We start from the raw sequence: 15,922 nt of genomic DNA, 5'->3' as shown, positions 1-15,922 counted from the left end.
TCAACACACCCAACCAAAGTTTTTTGACATTTTTGTAACAGGTTGATTCGGCTGGCATTTTTGTCGGTCGATATTATCCACAGGGCGCCCTTTCGGGACGGATTCCCGAAAATTCCTTTACCGGCTGGTCAAAAATCCATCGGAAAGTCGTTCTCAACGACCGAAAGATAGCGAGAAAACAGGATCTTGCGCGAAATTATGGTTAACGGAGGATTAAAGTGCCTGCGACCGGCGAGCTTTAAATTTCCGTCACAAATCAGCGGCTGAGATTTCGGAACCTATCACCGAGTTGGGTGTTGTCTTTCCCATTGAAGGAAGGAGACCGACATGGCTGCCAATACCGATGATATCAGAGCATCCGTCAGCAAGGACATCGCCGCACTCCAACAGGAAGTCTCGCGCCTGCAGAAGATGATTTCCGCTCAGGGAGCCGAAGCCTATTACGAAGTGCGCGGCCGCGCCGGCAAGGTTTATGACGAAGCCCTGCCCCGGGCAAAGAACGCCGTCGCCCAGATCCGGGCCGAAGGTGTGGCTGCTGCCGACGCCGCCCGCGAGCATCCGACCGCAACGACCACTGCCCTGGTGCTTGCGGGCGCCATTGGCTTTCTTGCCGGATACCTGCTCTCCGGCAGTTCGCAGCCGCAGCCTCGCCATTGGTGGCGCTGAACACGCCATACCGCCTCATAAACCAGCTTTTTGCGCACCCGCCGATCCGTTTTTCGGCAGGGTGCGTAAATGCTTATGTCTTAGAAAAACCAATTTTTAATGCCAGCTATGGGAACATAAAAAACGAAGGGAGGACTACCATGGAAAACAAGAGGGCCAACTGCATTATCGAAGTCAGTGTCGACAGCGCCAATGGCCGCTATGCGGTCGGCATCATGAATATGCGCCAGGCACTCGATCTGCCGGAAATGCCTAGTCTGTCCTACACCCATCCGGATCCGGTCAAGGCCGCCGCCGGTATCGTCGTCAGCCGCAAGGAACTGGCCGGCTTCATGGTCTGCCGCTGAGGCAGTGCCACCCTAACAAAGCCGCGACGGCGCTTTATCCAAAGCGCTGAGCCCTTTTGCGGCGGCTGTTATTCCCCTCGTTTTTTATTCACGCTGCTGGCATCCTTCTGTCGTTCATGCCAAGAAAACGGCATCAAAAGCAGGATAAGGATGGCAGATGAGGGAGCGGCGCCCACCGCACAAGACGCGTGAACGGACAAAGCCCGCCGATAACGCCGCGGCCAAACGGGTTACCCTTCCCCGTGCCCTTTCCAAGCTCGGTTATTGCTCCCGCACGCAGGCCGAACGCCTGATCGCCGAAAATCGTGTTGCGGTTGACGGCCGAACGGTCAGCGATACTTCCGCATGGGTCGATCTTGCCACGGCAAGCATCAGCATCGACGGCCTTGTCATCGCTGCCGAAGCGAAAATCTATCTGATGCTCAACAAGCCCCGCGGTCTCGTCACCACCCGCCACGATCCCGAAGGCAGGCCGACGGTCTATGATTGCCTCAAGGATTTCGACATCCCGCATCTCACTCCGGTCGGCCGGCTCGACAAGGCCAGCGAGGGCCTGCTGCTTTTCACCAACGACACCGAATTCGCCCAGATCCTGCTCGACCCGGTCACGCATGTGACGAAGACCTATCATGTCCAGATCGACCGCATCATGGACGACGAGGACATTGCCGCCATGACATCGGGCATCCGCCACGACGGCGAACTGCTGACGGCAACCACTGCGCGGCGCCTGCGCCAGGGCGACAGGAATTCATGGATCGAGGTCGAGCTCGACGAGGGCCGCAACCGCCAGATCCGCCGCATGCTGGAGGCGCTCGGCACCGAATGCCTGCGCCTCGTGCGCGTCGCAATCGGTGGGCTCGAACTCGGCGAACTGCCGAAAGGCGCCGTGCGTGCGCTGACCGAACCGGAATTGCAGGCACTGCGCCGGAAAACCGGCATGGAAAGGACGAGACGCAATTGACTGCTGTGACGGAGATGGCGCCGCACGATTTCTGGCAGGAGCTTCACCCGCCCGGCACCTTTGCCGGCGATGGGGAATTCACCTCCTTCTTTGTCGCCACGCTCGAAGACGGCCGCCAGCTTCGCCTGCCGATCCGTGAGTTGACGGATGGCGGCCAGGCTCTCGCCTCGCTGATTGTCAACCAGGCGAGCTTCGCCGTGCTCGATGTGCTCGCCGAAAGCCTCGCCGAAAAGATCAGGCCCATGCGCATCGACGTCGTCGCCGGCCTGCCGACGCTCGGCCTGACGCTGGCCGCTGCCGTGGCGCAGAAGCTCGGCCATAGCCGATACGTTCCGCTCGGCACCTCGCGCAAATTCTGGTATCGCGACGAGCTTTCCGTCGCCCTGTCTTCGATCACCACGCCGACACAGCAGAAACGTCTCTATATCGATCCGCGCATGCTGCCGCTGCTGCAGGGACGACGCGTCGCACTCATCGATGACGTCATTTCCAGCGGCGCCTCGATCGTCGCCGGTCTTCATCTGCTGACAGGCTGCGGCATCGAACCCGTCGTCATCGGTGCGGCCATGCTGCAATCGGAGCGCTGGCGCGAAAGCCTCGCAGCCGCCGGGCCGCAATGGATCGCGCGCACCGTCGGCGTCTTCACAACCCCCATTCTGCAGCGGAACGCCAGAGGCCGGTGGCAGGCACCACCAGCCTGGCGCGCGATATGAGGATTGTTCAATCTTTGGCTGAAGGCGCCTCTGTACAGCGCATGAGGAACGATTACAGTCCCGCCTGATCGATGAAACAACGGACCCGCCCATGTCGTTCGAGCAAGCATCCCTGCTGATCCTTCTGCTGGCGATGCTCATTTTCTTCTCGCTCGATCGCATCCGCATCGAGGTGGTCTCGATCGCCGGCCTGCTTGGCGGCCATGCGCTCGGCCTTTATCCCGCCGAGCAGATCTTCGCGGGCTTCGCCAGTCCCGTCGTCATCACCGTCGTCGAGATCCTGCTGATCGTCCAGGTGCTGGCACGCGCCAAGCTCTTCGACAGTCTCGCCGCCCGTTTCGCGGCTGCAAGACCTTCGGGCTTCAAGGTCATCGCCGGCACGTCCTCGCTCGCCGGCTTCATGTCCATCTTCATGAATAATATCGGCGCCTTTGCGATCACCCTGCCGGTAGCGCTACGTCTCGGCACGGTCCTGACGATCCCCCGCCGCCAGCTCGTAATGCCGGTCTCGTTCGCGGCCCTGCTCGGCGGCCTCGTTTCGCTGATCGGCACGCCGGCCAACCTGCTCGTCAGCGATGCGCTCGCCAAGGCGACCGGAACCGGCTTGCACTTTTTCGATTTCGCCTATGTCGGCCTGCCGGTGGCCATCGCCGGCATTCTGCTCATCGCCTTTCGCGTGCAGCACCTGTTTCCGGAACCGGACGAAACACCGGCAACGATCTCCCCGGCGGCGCGGCGCATCGTCGTCGAGCGTCGCATCCCTGACGTCTCACCGCTGATCGGCGTAAGGCTTACCGATTGCCCGGCACGGTTCGCCATCAAGCCGTACGCGCTGATCCGTGACGACAACTTTGCGTTCGGTCCGCTCGACCAGTTGGTGATCGCACCCGGCGACGTACTGCTTGCCGAGGGCGCCGATGCGACTTTTGCCGATCTTGCCGCCACACGGGCGCTGATGGCCGACGCCCACGCGCTTGGGCTGCAGCCGGATTTCACCCGTATCGAAGCCGTGGTCATGCCGGAAAGCACGCTGGTCGGTTCGCGCGTCCGCTCGCTTGAAGTCTTCCATTCTCGCGGCGTTGCTGTCACCGCCCTTTCCATGCGCGCGCCACGCATCGAGGGCCGCTTCCTCGACCTGCAATTGTCGATCGGCGATATATTGACGCTGGAGGGGCCGCGCATTGCAATCGGCGAAGCGTTGGAGGAAAGCGAGTGCCTGCCGCTCGCCTCGACAGCACCGAGCGAACCGGTGCTCCTATCCTGGCGGCCCTTCGCGCTCTTTGCCTGCGGCGTCGCCGCCTCGGCGGCCGGCCTGCGTCCCGACATCGCTTTTGCCGGCGTCGTGCTCGTGCTCGCTCTGCTCAATCATCTGAACATCCGTCAGGCGATGGCCGATCTCAACTGGCCGATCATCATCATGTTGGCCTCGATGATCCCGATCGGCCAGGCGGTGGCAAGCACCGGAGCGGCCGAAACCATTGCCGGCTGGCTGAGCCTCGTCGTGCCGATCACCCATCCGCTCTTCGGCATCGCCCTCATCCTCTTTCTCGCCATGGCATTGACGCCTTTCGTCAACAACGCAACGGTCGCAATCGTCCTGACCCCGATCGCACTGGAATTCGCAAGGGCCGGCCGGCATGCGCCTGACGCCTATCTGATCGCGGTCGCCGCCGGCGCGTCGCTCGATTTCCTGACGCCTTTCGGCCATCACAACAACACGCTGGCAATGGGCATCGGCGGCTACCGCTTCAGTGACTTCCTGCGCGCCGGCTGGCCGCTTGCCGTCTCAAGTTACGGCCTCGCCCTGCTTCTTACCGGTCTGTTCTGGCTCTGATGCGATATCCGATCGGCTTGACTTCCCCAGCAATGAAACTAGAGCAGGAAGTCTTCACCCAATAATGAAGGACAGTCGAGCACCGTGCGAATTCTCTCCGAAGCCCATATCCCGGAATTGCCGAACTATTATCGCGGCAAGGTGCGCGAGAATTACGATCTTCCGGACGGACGCCGCATTATTATCAGCACCGACCGGCTAAGCGCTTTCGACCGCATCCTCACCTGCATCCCCTATAAGGGCGAGGTACTGACGCAGACGGCGCGCTACTGGTTCGAGGCGACGAAGGACATCTGCCCGAACCACGTTCTCGACTATCCCGATCCGAATGTCGTCATCGGCAAGCGGCTCGACATCCTGCCGGTCGAGATCGTCCTGCGCGGTTATCTCGCCGGCACCACCGGCACCTCGATCCTGACGCTTTATAAGAAGGGCGAACGCGAGATGTACGGCATGCGTCTGCCTGACGGCATGCGCGACAACCAGATCCTGCCGGACCCCGTCATCACGCCGACCAGCAAGGAATTCGACGGCGGCCACGATGAGCCGCTGACCCCGGCCGAAATCATCACGCGTGGCCTTCTCACCAATGAACAATGGCAGACGCTGTCGACATATGCGCTCGCCCTCTTTGCCCGTGGCCGGGAGATGGCGGCGAAAAACGGGCTGATCCTGGTCGACACCAAATACGAGTTCGGCACCGATGGTGACGGCAACATTATCCTCGCCGACGAGATCCACACGCCGGACAGCAGCCGCTACTGGCTTGCCGAAAGCTATCCGGCAAGCTTTGCCGCCGGAAAACGCCCGGAAAGTTTCGACAAGGATTTCGTCCGCGCCTGGGTGGCGGAGCGCTGCGACCCCTATAAGGACGAGATCCCGGAAATCCCCGCCGAACTGATCGAGCAGACCTCGGCCGTCTATATCAAAGCCTACGAGGCGATCACCGGCGAGCGCTTTGTCCCAGACGATAGCGGCGAGACGCCGCTTGCCCGTGTCCGAAACAACCTCGCTCCCTATTTTCCTTGAAAAGGCGAACGCGAAGGCCGCCAAGCCGTTCATGAGTTTGCGGCGTTTCGCCCAATCGCGCTAGAGCGCCGCGCGTCCAACAGGACGCTCTATCACTTTGAATTGGCGCGTAATCCTTTCCGAAAATCGATTCCGATTTTCGGGGTTATGCGCTAGCATCGAAAAAAAGGGGTATCGGGCTCAGCCCGGCGGGGAACAGATGGTAAGAAGGCCAAGACGCAAGGCCGAGGAAACGCGGGAAGACATTCTCTCCATGGCGGAGATGCTGTTTCGCGAGCGCGGCTTCGTCGCGGTGTCGATCGCCGATATCGCCGGCGCGCTCCACATGTCGCCCGCCAATGTCTTCAAGCATTTCCGTTCCAAGGTCGCACTGGTCGATGCGATCGCAGGACGTCATCTCGACGATGCCGCCGAGCGCTTCGCCGCCTTCGATGAGAAGCTGCCGCCGAAGGAACAACTGCTCCGCTTCATCCTGCGCCTGCTGGAAAGCCACCTGCAGGACATCCAGAAGAACCCTTACATCTTCGAAATGGTGCTTTCGACGATCGAAGCCAAACTCGAGGCCGGCAATCGTTATCGCGCCCGCATCGAGGCAAAGCTCGGCGAGATCATCCGCGAGGGCATGGCGGAGGGAAGTTATCATTGCCGCGATCCCGAGAGCGCGGCGCGTACCGTTGCAGACGTCCTGGCCTGCGTGCTGCACCCTGTCCTGATCGCTCGCGACGACAAGGAGACACTCGTGCACCGCGCCGAAAAAATCGTGTGTTTCGTCCATGCCGCACTGCAAAATAGCGCTTGCTAAGTGATGATTGCTGAATTACGTCACTTCGTAAAGCTTTTCTTAAATTCGGATAACGGCATTTGAAGCTAACCCAATCCTGACGCCTATATAAGCCTGCGCTCGCTCAAGCCGAGCCCGCAGGCCCGAGCTCGTAGATTGGACGGCGATTGCCACCGCACAGGAATTCAGCATGATACGGCGTGCCCTCCTCATCTCCTCGGCCCTGGCATTCGCAGCCCTTCTCGCCGCCTGCAGCGACAGTGGCTCCAAGCCCGCCGGCAATGCGGGTGCAGCCGGGGCGCAGCAGGCTGCCCCCGTCGGCGTCATCACGCTGACGAAGGGCAGCTTCCCGATCACCACGATCCTGCCCGGCCGCGCCGAGACATTTCAGACCGCCGATATCCGGCCGCAGGTTAGCGGCCTGATCCGCGAGGTCGCCTTTAAGGACGGCGGTGAGATCAAGAAGGGTGACCTTCTCTACCAGATCGAGGATGCACCCTATATCGCCGCCGTCGAGCAGGCCAAGGCGGCAATCTCCAAGGCGCAGGCGAGCGTGCCGAGCGCTGAAAGCAATCTCGACCGCTACCAGCGCCTCGTCGGCAGCGGCGCCACCCAGATCGAATTCGAAACAGCCAAGACGACGCTGCTCCAGGCCAAGGCCGAAGTCGAGTCGGCGAAGGCCTCGCTGTCCGCTGCACAGATCGACCTCGACCACACCAGGATCATCGCCCCTTTCGATGGCATCATCGATCAGACGGCCGTTAATGTCGGCAACGTCGTCTCTGCCAACCAGACGACGGCGCTGACGACGATCCGCCAGCTCGATCCGATCTACATCTCGCTGACGGAATCGAGCACCAACCTGCTGAAGCTCCGCGATGCGATGGCCGCCGGCGACATCAAGGGCGAAGCCAATGTCGTCTTCCACCTGATCCTCGAAAACGGCAAGGAATACAACCAGCAGGGCAAGCTCGACATGTCGAAGCAGGTGGTCAGTGAGACGACCGGCACCTTCATCATCCGCGTGCTCTTTCCCAATCCCGACCGTATCGTCTTGCCCGGCATGTATGTCCGCGCAACCGTTGAGCTCGGCGCCGAGGCCGGTTATGCGCTGCCGCAGCTGGCGACGAGCCGTGACGCCAACGGCCGGCTGACGGCACAGTTCATTTCCGCCGACGGCAAGGTCGAAACCCGCGCCTTCGAGAACAGCTCGCCCTCCAACAATTCCTGGCTCGTGACCGAAGGCATCAAGGACGGCGATCAGCTGATCGTCAGCGGCCTGCAATCGATCACCTCAGGCATGCCGGTGAAGCCGGTCCCGATGAAGATCAACGACACCGGCGTGGTCGTGGCTGCCGAGCAGCCCGCGGCCGGTGACGCGCAGAAGCCCGCAGCGAAGTAATCGCCGCAGGCCCGCATCGTCACCGTCTCAGCCGCACAGGAACAACCGATGGCCAAGTTTTTCATCCGACGTCCGATTTTCGCCTGGGTCATTGCGATCACCATCATGCTCGCCGGCCTGCTGGCGATTTTCACGCTGTCGATCTCGCAATATCCCGACATCGCCCCGACGACGGTTCGCATCAACGCCACCTATCGCGGCGCCAGCGCCGAGACTGTCGAGAAGTCGGTGACGACGATCATCGAGGACGGCATGACCGGCCTCGACGACCTCACCTACATGACCTCGACCTCATCGACGGGTTCGGCCAGCATCCAGCTCACCTTCGGGACGAGCGCCGACCCCGATATCGCCCAGGTGCAGGTGCAGAACAAGCTGCAGCTGGTTCAGTCGCAGCTTCCAGGTGACGTCATCGATGCCGGCATCAGCGTCACCCGCTCGACCTCGAGCATCCTTCTCGTCGGCTCGCTCGTTTCGACCGACGGCAAGCGCAACTCTGTCGACCTCGGCAATATCATGTCGACCTCGATCGAGGATCAGATCCAGCGCCTGGAAGGCGTCGGCAGCATCAATGTCTTCGGTTCGGGATATGCCATGCGCGTCTGGCTCGATCCGTTCAAGCTTTTGAAATACCAGTTGACGCCGAGCGACGTGACGTCTGCCATCCAGGCGCAGAATACCCAGGTTTCCGTCGGTTCGCTCGGTGCCCAGCCGACGATCCCCGGCCAGCAGATCAACGTCACCATCACCGCCCAAAGCCAGCTGACGACCGTCGCCGATTTCGAGCACATCATCCTGAAGGTCGAAAAGGACGGCGCGACGGTGCGCTTGAGCGACGTCTCGCGCATCGAGATCGGCCAGGAAAGCTACGGCGGCAGTTCGCGCTACAACGGCCAGCCGTCGACCGGTTTCGCCGTCAACCTTGCAATCGGCGCCAACGCCATCGATACCGCCGCCCGGGTGCGCTCCGCGCTCGAGGTTATCGGCCGCGGCCTGCCGGCAGGTGTCGAGATCACCTATCCCTACGACACCACGCCCTTCGTGGAACTGTCGATCGAGAAGGTCGTGCACACGCTGATCGAGGCGATCGTGCTCGTCTTCGTGGTGCTGCTCGTCTTCCTGCAGAATCTCCGCGCGACGCTGATCCCGACGATCGCCGTTCCCGTGGTGCTGCTCGGCACCTTCGGGGTGCTGGCGGTGACCGGCTACTCGATCAATACCTTGACGATGTTCGCCATGGTGTTGGCGATCGGTCTTCTCGTCGACGACGCGATCGTCGTCGTCGAAAACGTCGAACGCATCATGTCCGAAGAAAAGCTTTCGCCGCTCGAGGCGACGGAAAAATCGATGGGGGAGATCACCGGCGCCATCGTCGGTATCGCGCTCGTCCTCACTGCCGTCTTCATTCCGATGGCCTTCTTCGGCGGTTCGACCGGCATCATCTATCGCCAATTCTCGATCACCATCGTCTCGGCCATGCTGCTGTCGGCACTCGTCGCCCTCGTACTGACGCCCGCACTTTGCGCCACCATGCTGAAGCCGGTCGGCGAGCACAGGAAGCACCGCGTCGGCGACTGGTTCAACCGCAACTTCACGCGCTCGACCAACGGCTATATCAGCGCCATCGGCTATCTGCTGAAGCGGCCGATCCGCGTCATGCTGGTCTTCCTTCTGGTCGGCGCCGGCTGCGCCTATCTCTTCACCCGCCTGCCGAGCTCCTTCCTGCCGCAGGAAGACCAGGGCGTCCTGTTGACCATCGTCACCACGCCGCCGGGCTCGACCACGCAGCAGACCCAGGCAGTGGTCGAAAAGGTCGAGAAATATTATCGTGAAAACGAGAAGGACGCCGTCGATTCCGTATTCGGCGCCCTCGGTTTCGGCTTCAGCGGTTCTGGCCAGAACAGCGCCATCGTCTTCACCAAGCTCAAGGATTTCTCGCTGCGCACCGATCCGGCGCTGAGCGCCCAGTCGGTCGTCAACCGTGCGCTTGGCAATTTCTTTGCGATCCGCGAGGCGCAGGTCTTCGCGCTTCTGCCGCCGGCGATCCAGGGTCTCGGCGTGTCGAGCGGCTTCTCCATGTATCTCGTCGACACCGGCGGCCACGGCAACGACGCCCTGACGGCCGCCTCCAAGCGGCTGATCCAGATGGGCAATAGCTCGGGCAAGATCGTGGCGCTGCGCAGCAGCAACAAGGAAGTCGAGCCGCAGATGCGCATCGTGCTCGATCAGGAAAAGATCGGCGCCATGGGCGTCGACATCACCTCGGTCAATTCGATGCTGTCGATCATCTTCACCGGCCGTGACGTCAACGACTTCACGCTGAACGGCGAGATCAAACCGGTCTACGTCGAGGGCGATGCGCCCTTCCGCATGCAGCCGAGCGATCTAAACCACTGGTACGCCCGCAACAATGACGGCGAAATGGTGCCCTTCTCCGCCTTTACCCGCACAGAGTGGGTGAAGGGCGCGCCTTCGCTTGCCCGCTTCAACGCCGTCAGCGCCATTCCGCTCGACGGAGCGTCCGGACCCGGAGTTTCCTCCGGCGATGCGATGAACGAAATGGAAGCGCTGACCAGTGAGCTCGGCGGCGGTTATACCGTCGCCTGGCAGGGCATCTCCTATCAGGAGCGCCTTTCCGGTTCACAGGCGCCAATGCTTTACGCGATCTCGGTTCTCGTTGTCTTCCTTTGCCTGGCAGCGCTTTACGAAAGCTGGTCGATCCCCTTCTCGGTGATCATGGCGGTGCCTGTCGGCATCCTCGGGGCGCTGACGGCGGCAACGGTCTTCGGCCAGGCAAACGACGTCTATTTCAAGGTCGGCTTGCTGACCACCATCGGGCTGGCGGCGAAGAACGCCATTCTGATTGTCGAATTCGCCAAGGACCGCATGGAAAGCGGCATGGGGCTCTACGAGGCGACGTTGGAAGCTGCGAGATTGCGGCTGCGGCCGATCATCATGACCTCGCTTGCCTTCATTCTCGGCGTCGTGCCGCTGGCGATCGCGACAGGCGCGGGCTCGGCGGCACAGAATGCCATCGGTATCGGCGTTCTCGGCGGCATGCTGGCGGCGACGATGCTCGGAATTTTCTTCGTGCCGTCGTTTTTCGTCGTCATTCGACGCATCTTTGCCACACGCGCCAAAAATGCGGCAGGACTGTGATATAAATGCACTGTGATAATGCAGTTCCCGTTGCTACATTGCGCCCGACTGCTTCGGTGTGTTTTTTTGGTATGACGAGGCGCGGCGGCGATAGTGAAGCATGAAGCGTCGGACAAGAATTGACTTGCTCGAGTACAGGATGAAATGAATGGTATCTCTTCGTTTTGCCACACCGGCATTATTGTTATTGTTGTCGGGCTGCGTCGTAGGCCCGGATCATGCTCCTCCTGAAATGCCGCTGCCCGCCAAATTCGGAGAAGGCGGAACGAAGAGTGTAGGCGACGTTGCAACCGCAGCCTGGTGGACCGCCTTCAGCGATCCCAAGCTGAATGGCTATGTCCAGGCCGGACTCGATCAGAACCTGACCGTCCAGCAGGCGATCGAACGCATCAATTCGGCTTCCGCCAACGTCATCGCCGCCGGCGCCGGCGGCCTGCCGAACCTGAACGTCGGCGCTTCGCACACGATCAGCGGCCAGAAGGGCGAGCTGCGCACACAGTTCGACACGCGCAACACCAGTGCCGGCGACGTCCAGTTGAGCTGGCTGCTCGACCTCTTCGGCCTCTACAAGCGCAGCACCGAGAGCGCGCTTGCGTCGCTCGATTCAGCATACGCATCCGCTGATGTCGCCAAGCTGACCCTCGTGCAAGATCTCGTCTCGAGCTATATCGACGTTCGCTATTATCAGCAGCGCCTGGCGCTTTCGAGGGCCAACCTGAAGTCTCGTCAGGAAACCTACGAACTGACCAAGTTCCAGCTTGAAGCCGGCGCCGCCTCGCGTCTCGACGTCGTCCAGGCCGAAGGTCTCGTACAGTCGACGCTGGCCGAAATTCCCGGCCTCGAAACCAACATCCGCATATCGGCCCATCACATCGCCACGCTGCTCGGCCTGCCGGCCTCGGCTCTCGTCGATGAATTGCTGAAGGGCCGTGGCCAGCCGGTATTCCGTGGCGGCATCACCTCCGGCATTCCGGCAGATCTGATCCGCAACCGTCCCGACATTCGCGTAGCGGAGCGTGATCTCGCCGCCGCAACGGCCAATATCGGTGTTGCCCAGGCGCAGCTTTATCCGAGCATCTCGCTCAGCGGCTCGATCTCGCCGTCCTACATCAACCAGCGCGGCGTCCATGGCGGCCTGACCGGCTGGTCCTTCGGCCCGACCCTCAATCTGCCGATTTTCGACGGCGGCGCCCTGCGCGCCAACGTCAAAACTGCACAGTCCAATGCCGCCAATGCCTATCTCAACTGGAAGTCGACGGTGCTGTCCGCCGTCGAACAGGTCGAGAATGCACTTTCGGCCGTCCGGCGTGACGCGCGCACGGTCGCAGCACTTCAGGCCCAAGTGAAGACCACGCAGGAAACGCTTGAGCTTTCCACAGCATCCTACAAGGACGGCGCCTCTTCGCTGCTCGACGTTCTCGACGCCCAGCGCCAGGTTTCGCTCGCTCAGGCAAGCCTTGCCGCAGCCGTCCAGCAGATGGCCAAGGACTATGTCTCGCTGAACATCGCAATCGGCGGCGGTTTCGCCCCCGGCGGCAAGACCACCGCACCGACGGTGAAGACTGTGGCCGTCAAAAGCTGACAGCTGCTTCAATCGACCTGAAAGTACAAAGCCTCGCGATCGTCTCGCGGGGCTTTTTCTTGTCTGCCGCGTGCGGCAACCGAATAATTGCGCATAAGATAAATTCGGATTCGACAGGCGAGATAAGCTGAGCTATCACTCTGATTAAACGATTAATCAGAGTGATCGTCAATCATGGCAACATCGCGCCCGGGACCAAACCTCAGCAGGATAGCGACGTCGCTCGGCGTCTCCGTCGCCACGGTTTCCAATGCGCTTTCCGGCAAGGGCCGGGTTTCCGGCCAACTGGTCGAAAGGATCCGTGAGCATGCAGCCGAGCTCGGTTATGTCCCGAGCCAGGCCGGGCGGGCGCTACGGACCGGCCGAAGCGGCGTCCTCGGCCTGGTGCTGCCCGATATCGCCAATCCGCTGTTCCCGAAGATCGCGCAGGCGATCGAATTTGCTGCCTCCGCCGCAGGTTACGGCGTGCTGATCGCCGATTCCCGCGGTGATGTCGCCGCCCAGATCGAGGCGATCAACCGCCTGGTCGAGCGCGGCGTCGACGGCATGGTTATCATTCCCCGCCGCGCCACCCGCATTTCGTCCGCCGCCTGTCCGGTCGCCGTCATCGACACTCCCTCGACGCCCGGCAACACCGTCGCCGCCGACCATTGGCAGGGCGGCCGCGAAATCGCCGGCCACCTCGCAGGCCTCGGCCATCGCCGTATCCTTATCATCGGCAACAATCAGGAATCCAACGTCCAGAACGACCGCGTCGGCGGCATCCGCTCCGGCATGCGCCCGGGCATGCATTCGGAAACGCTGTGGATCGATAGGCTGGAACAGGAGAACGGCGGCGGCTGCCCGCTCGGCCTCGCCGAAAAAGTCAGGCAGGGTTTCACCGCCTTCGCAGCCCTCTCCGACCTGCAGGCGCTGCGGGCGCTGACGGAGTTGCAGCAGGCAGGTATCAACATTCCTACTGACGTCAGCGTCACCGGTTTCGACGACCTCATCTGGTCGCCTGTTGTCACACCGTCGCTGACGACGGTCCGGATGGACATGGATAGGATTGCCGGGATTGCCGTGTCGGCGCTCGTGGATACCATAAGAACAAGCAGCATCCGCGAGGGCATGCTCGTTACCGCGGAGATCGAACGCGTCGCCATGCAGTTGATCGTCCGCCAATCATCCGGGCCTGCGATCCCGGCACCAAAAACCTCAGAGATGGAGAACATGTAAGATGAAAAAAGCTCTTATTGCCTCGGCAGCGTTCGCCGCCCTTTCGCCGCTCGCCGCGGCCGCAGCAGAACGAACCCTGACGATTTCCGTCTATGCCTTTGCGCAGGATGATTTCAAGACGCTCGTCTACGATCCGTTCGAAGCCAAATGCGGCTGCAAGCTGGTAGTCGAGACCGGCAACAGCGTCGAGCGTCTGGCCAAGATGGAGGCGAACAAGGCCAACCCCGTCGTCGATCTCGCCGCCGTTTCCATGGCCGATGCGCTGGCCGCCTCCCGCGCCGGCCTGATCGACAAGATCGATACCGCAAAACTCACCGATTTCGCCAAGCTCTATGACGTCGCCAAGGATCCGAACGGCGACGGCACGAGCGTCGGTTACACCTTCTACGCCACTTCGATTGCCTATCGCTCCGACAAGATGAAGATCGACTCCTGGGCCGATCTCTTGAAGCCGGAATATGTCGGCCACGTCGCCTTTCCGAACGTGACCACCAACCAAGGCCCGCCGGCGCTCCATATGCTCGGCCTGGCGCTCGGCAAGGACACGCCGGATCTAAAGGGACCGATCGAAGCGCTCGGCGAGAAGAAGGACGACATCGTCACCTTCTACGAAAAGTCCTCGCAGCTGGTGCAACTGATGCAACAGGAAGAGATCTGGGCAGCGCCGATCGGCCGTTTCTCCTGGGCCGGTTTCACCAAGCTCGACGTCCCGGTCGCCTGGGCAACGCCGAAGGAGGGCCAGACCGGCGGTATGAACGTGCTGGTCCTGACCAAGGGCTCGAAGAACCAGGATCTCGCTTTGCAGTTCATGGACTTCTGGCTCTCGACCGACATCCAGACCAAACTCGCCGAAAAGCTGATCGACAGCCCAGCAAACAGCGAGGTCAAGCTTTCCGAGGCCGCCGCCAACAACCTCACCTATGGCGAGGAAACGGCCAAGAGCCTCAAGCTGATCCCATCGGCCGTCGCCCTCGACAATCGCGCCGGCTGGCTGAAGACGTGGAACGAGAAGGTCGGCCAGTAAGGCCCGCGTGAAAACTCGCCCCGGCACCTCTGCCGGGGGTCCCCTTCTTGTCCACTCGAAAGGCGCCTCATGTTCCAGAACCGCGCAGAAGCCCTGGCGCTTGCCTTGCCGGCAGCCATCTTTGCGACCGTGGTCTTTCTGTTGCCCGTTGCGATCCTCTTGTCGGAGGGCTTCCGCGCCGGCAGCAGCTGGAGCCTATCGGCCTATGCCGATTTCTTCTCCGGGACGTTGAACCCCACCGTTTTCCTGCGCACGTTCCGGCTCGGCCTCGAAGTCACCGCCGTTTCCGCGGTCATCGGTTATGCCGCAGCCTTTGCCATCGTCAACCTGCCGGCGAATGGCAAGGGCCGGATGATCGGCCTGGTGACCCTGCCGCTGATGATCTCGCCGGTGGCCCGCACATATGCCTGGATCGTCATTCTCGGCCGCACCGGCATCGTCAACCAGGCGATAACAGGCCTGGGTCTCAGCGCCGAGCCGCTGCGGCTGCTGTTTACCGAGACCGCCGTCTTCATCGGCCTCCTGCAGCTCTTTCTGCCGCTGATGATCCTATCGCTGATCAGCGCACTCGAAAACATGCCGAAGGATGCGATCCCGGCTGCACGCGTGCTTGGCGCCAACTGGTTCCAGGTCTTCTGGAAAGTCATCCTGCCGCTGACCAGGGAAGGCCTCGTCGTCGGCGGCACGCTTGTCTTCACCGGATCGCTGACCGCCTATATCACCCCCGCCGTGCTTGGCGGCTCCAAAGTGCTGATGCTGGAAACGCTGATGTATCAGCAGGTTTCCGTCGCCAATGATTTCGTTTCGGCAAGCGTCATCGCCTTCATCCTGATCGTCATGAGCTTTGCCGCCAACATTCTGCTGAAACGCCTTGCGACGGCGAGGAACCGCCGATGACGCTGCGCCTGTTTTCGCCTCTCGTGCTTTTCCTGCTGCTGGTCTTCCTGATCGGCCCGTTCCTGATCATCATCGCCGCTTCGCTATCATCAGGCGATACGCTGGCCTTCCCGCCGCAGGGCTTGTCGCTGCGTTGGGTGATGAAGGTGTTCACCATCGAGAGTTTCCGCGACAGCTTCGCCATGTCGATGTTCCTCGCTGTCTTCGGAACGCTCGCAGCCCTCCTCCTCGGCATCCCTGTCGCCTACGCCCTCTCCCGCTACAAGCTGCCCGCGGCCGAGACCGTCCGCACCATCGTCTCGCTGC

13 protein-coding genes and 1 pseudogene are annotated in these 15,922 nt (G+C 61.5%); all 14 read left to right on the top strand.

What is annotated here, in order from left to right:
• Window positions 1-327: 327 nt before the first annotated feature.
• Window positions 328-666 (top strand): hypothetical protein, encoded by a 339-nt coding sequence (locus tag FY112_RS21455; RefSeq protein WP_017961927.1) that lies wholly within the window; start codon window positions 328-330, stop codon window positions 664-666.
• Window positions 667-806: 140 nt separating this feature from the next.
• A complete protein-coding gene (locus FY112_RS21450; protein ID WP_151519232.1) occupies window positions 807-1,013 on the top strand; it encodes a hypothetical protein in 207 nt (68 codons plus the stop codon).
• A gap of 157 nt (window positions 1,014-1,170) precedes the next feature.
• The gene (locus tag FY112_RS21445; RefSeq protein WP_151519231.1) at window positions 1,171-1,977 is read left to right on the top strand and encodes a pseudouridine synthase; all 807 of its coding nucleotides are present in this window, start codon (window positions 1,171-1,173) and stop codon (window positions 1,975-1,977) included.
• Between the two features lie 14 nt (window positions 1,978-1,991).
• Window positions 1,992-2,690 carry a phosphoribosyltransferase gene (locus tag FY112_RS21440; RefSeq protein ID WP_151519234.1) on the top strand — a complete coding sequence of 233 codons (699 nt, stop codon included), beginning with the start codon at window positions 1,992-1,994 and terminating at the stop codon, window positions 2,688-2,690.
• A gap of 91 nt (window positions 2,691-2,781) precedes the next feature.
• Window positions 2,782-4,524 (top strand): SLC13 family permease, encoded by a 1,743-nt coding sequence (locus FY112_RS21435; protein WP_151519230.1) that lies wholly within the window; start codon window positions 2,782-2,784, stop codon window positions 4,522-4,524.
• Between the two features lie 84 nt (window positions 4,525-4,608).
• Window positions 4,609-5,553 (top strand): phosphoribosylaminoimidazolesuccinocarboxamide synthase, encoded by a 945-nt coding sequence (locus FY112_RS21430; RefSeq protein ID WP_151519229.1) that lies wholly within the window; start codon window positions 4,609-4,611, stop codon window positions 5,551-5,553.
• A 199-nt stretch (window positions 5,554-5,752) separates the two neighbouring features.
• On the top strand, window positions 5,753-6,355 hold the full coding sequence (locus FY112_RS21425; RefSeq protein ID WP_131630511.1) for a TetR family transcriptional regulator: 603 nt from the start codon (window positions 5,753-5,755) through the stop codon (window positions 6,353-6,355).
• Between the two features lie 169 nt (window positions 6,356-6,524).
• Entirely contained in the window at window positions 6,525-7,736 is a 1,212-nt protein-coding gene (locus tag FY112_RS21420; protein WP_017961932.1) for an efflux RND transporter periplasmic adaptor subunit, read from the top strand.
• A 48-nt stretch (window positions 7,737-7,784) separates the two neighbouring features.
• Complete coding sequence (locus FY112_RS21415) at window positions 7,785-10,895, top strand: efflux RND transporter permease subunit (RefSeq protein ID WP_151519228.1); 3,111 nt, start codon at window positions 7,785-7,787, stop codon at window positions 10,893-10,895.
• 148 nt (window positions 10,896-11,043) lie between these two features.
• Entirely contained in the window at window positions 11,044-12,477 is a 1,434-nt protein-coding gene (locus FY112_RS21410; RefSeq protein WP_017961934.1) for an efflux transporter outer membrane subunit, read from the top strand.
• Between the two features lie 174 nt (window positions 12,478-12,651).
• Window positions 12,652-13,695 (top strand): LacI family DNA-binding transcriptional regulator, encoded by a 1,044-nt coding sequence (locus FY112_RS21405; RefSeq protein ID WP_017961935.1) that lies wholly within the window; start codon window positions 12,652-12,654, stop codon window positions 13,693-13,695.
• Window position 13,696: 1 nt separating this feature from the next.
• The gene (locus FY112_RS21400) at window positions 13,697-14,719 is read left to right on the top strand and encodes an ABC transporter substrate-binding protein (protein WP_017961936.1); all 1,023 of its coding nucleotides are present in this window, start codon (window positions 13,697-13,699) and stop codon (window positions 14,717-14,719) included.
• A gap of 69 nt (window positions 14,720-14,788) precedes the next feature.
• A complete protein-coding gene (locus FY112_RS21395) occupies window positions 14,789-15,616 on the top strand; it encodes an ABC transporter permease (RefSeq protein ID WP_151519227.1) in 828 nt (275 codons plus the stop codon).
• A pseudogene (locus FY112_RS37965) lies at window positions 15,613-15,922 on the top strand (ABC transporter permease); the annotation flags it as partial. The gene FY112_RS21395 and the pseudogene FY112_RS37965, both read left to right, overlap by 4 nt.

Origin of the sequence: Rhizobium sp. PEPV16, assembly GCF_008919455.1 — a bacterium.
Taxonomy (GTDB): Bacteria; Pseudomonadota; Alphaproteobacteria; order Rhizobiales; family Rhizobiaceae; genus Rhizobium; species Rhizobium leguminosarum_Q.
The sequence above is the reverse complement of the archived record's forward strand: the minus strand, read 5'-3'. Positions and strand labels throughout refer to the sequence as shown.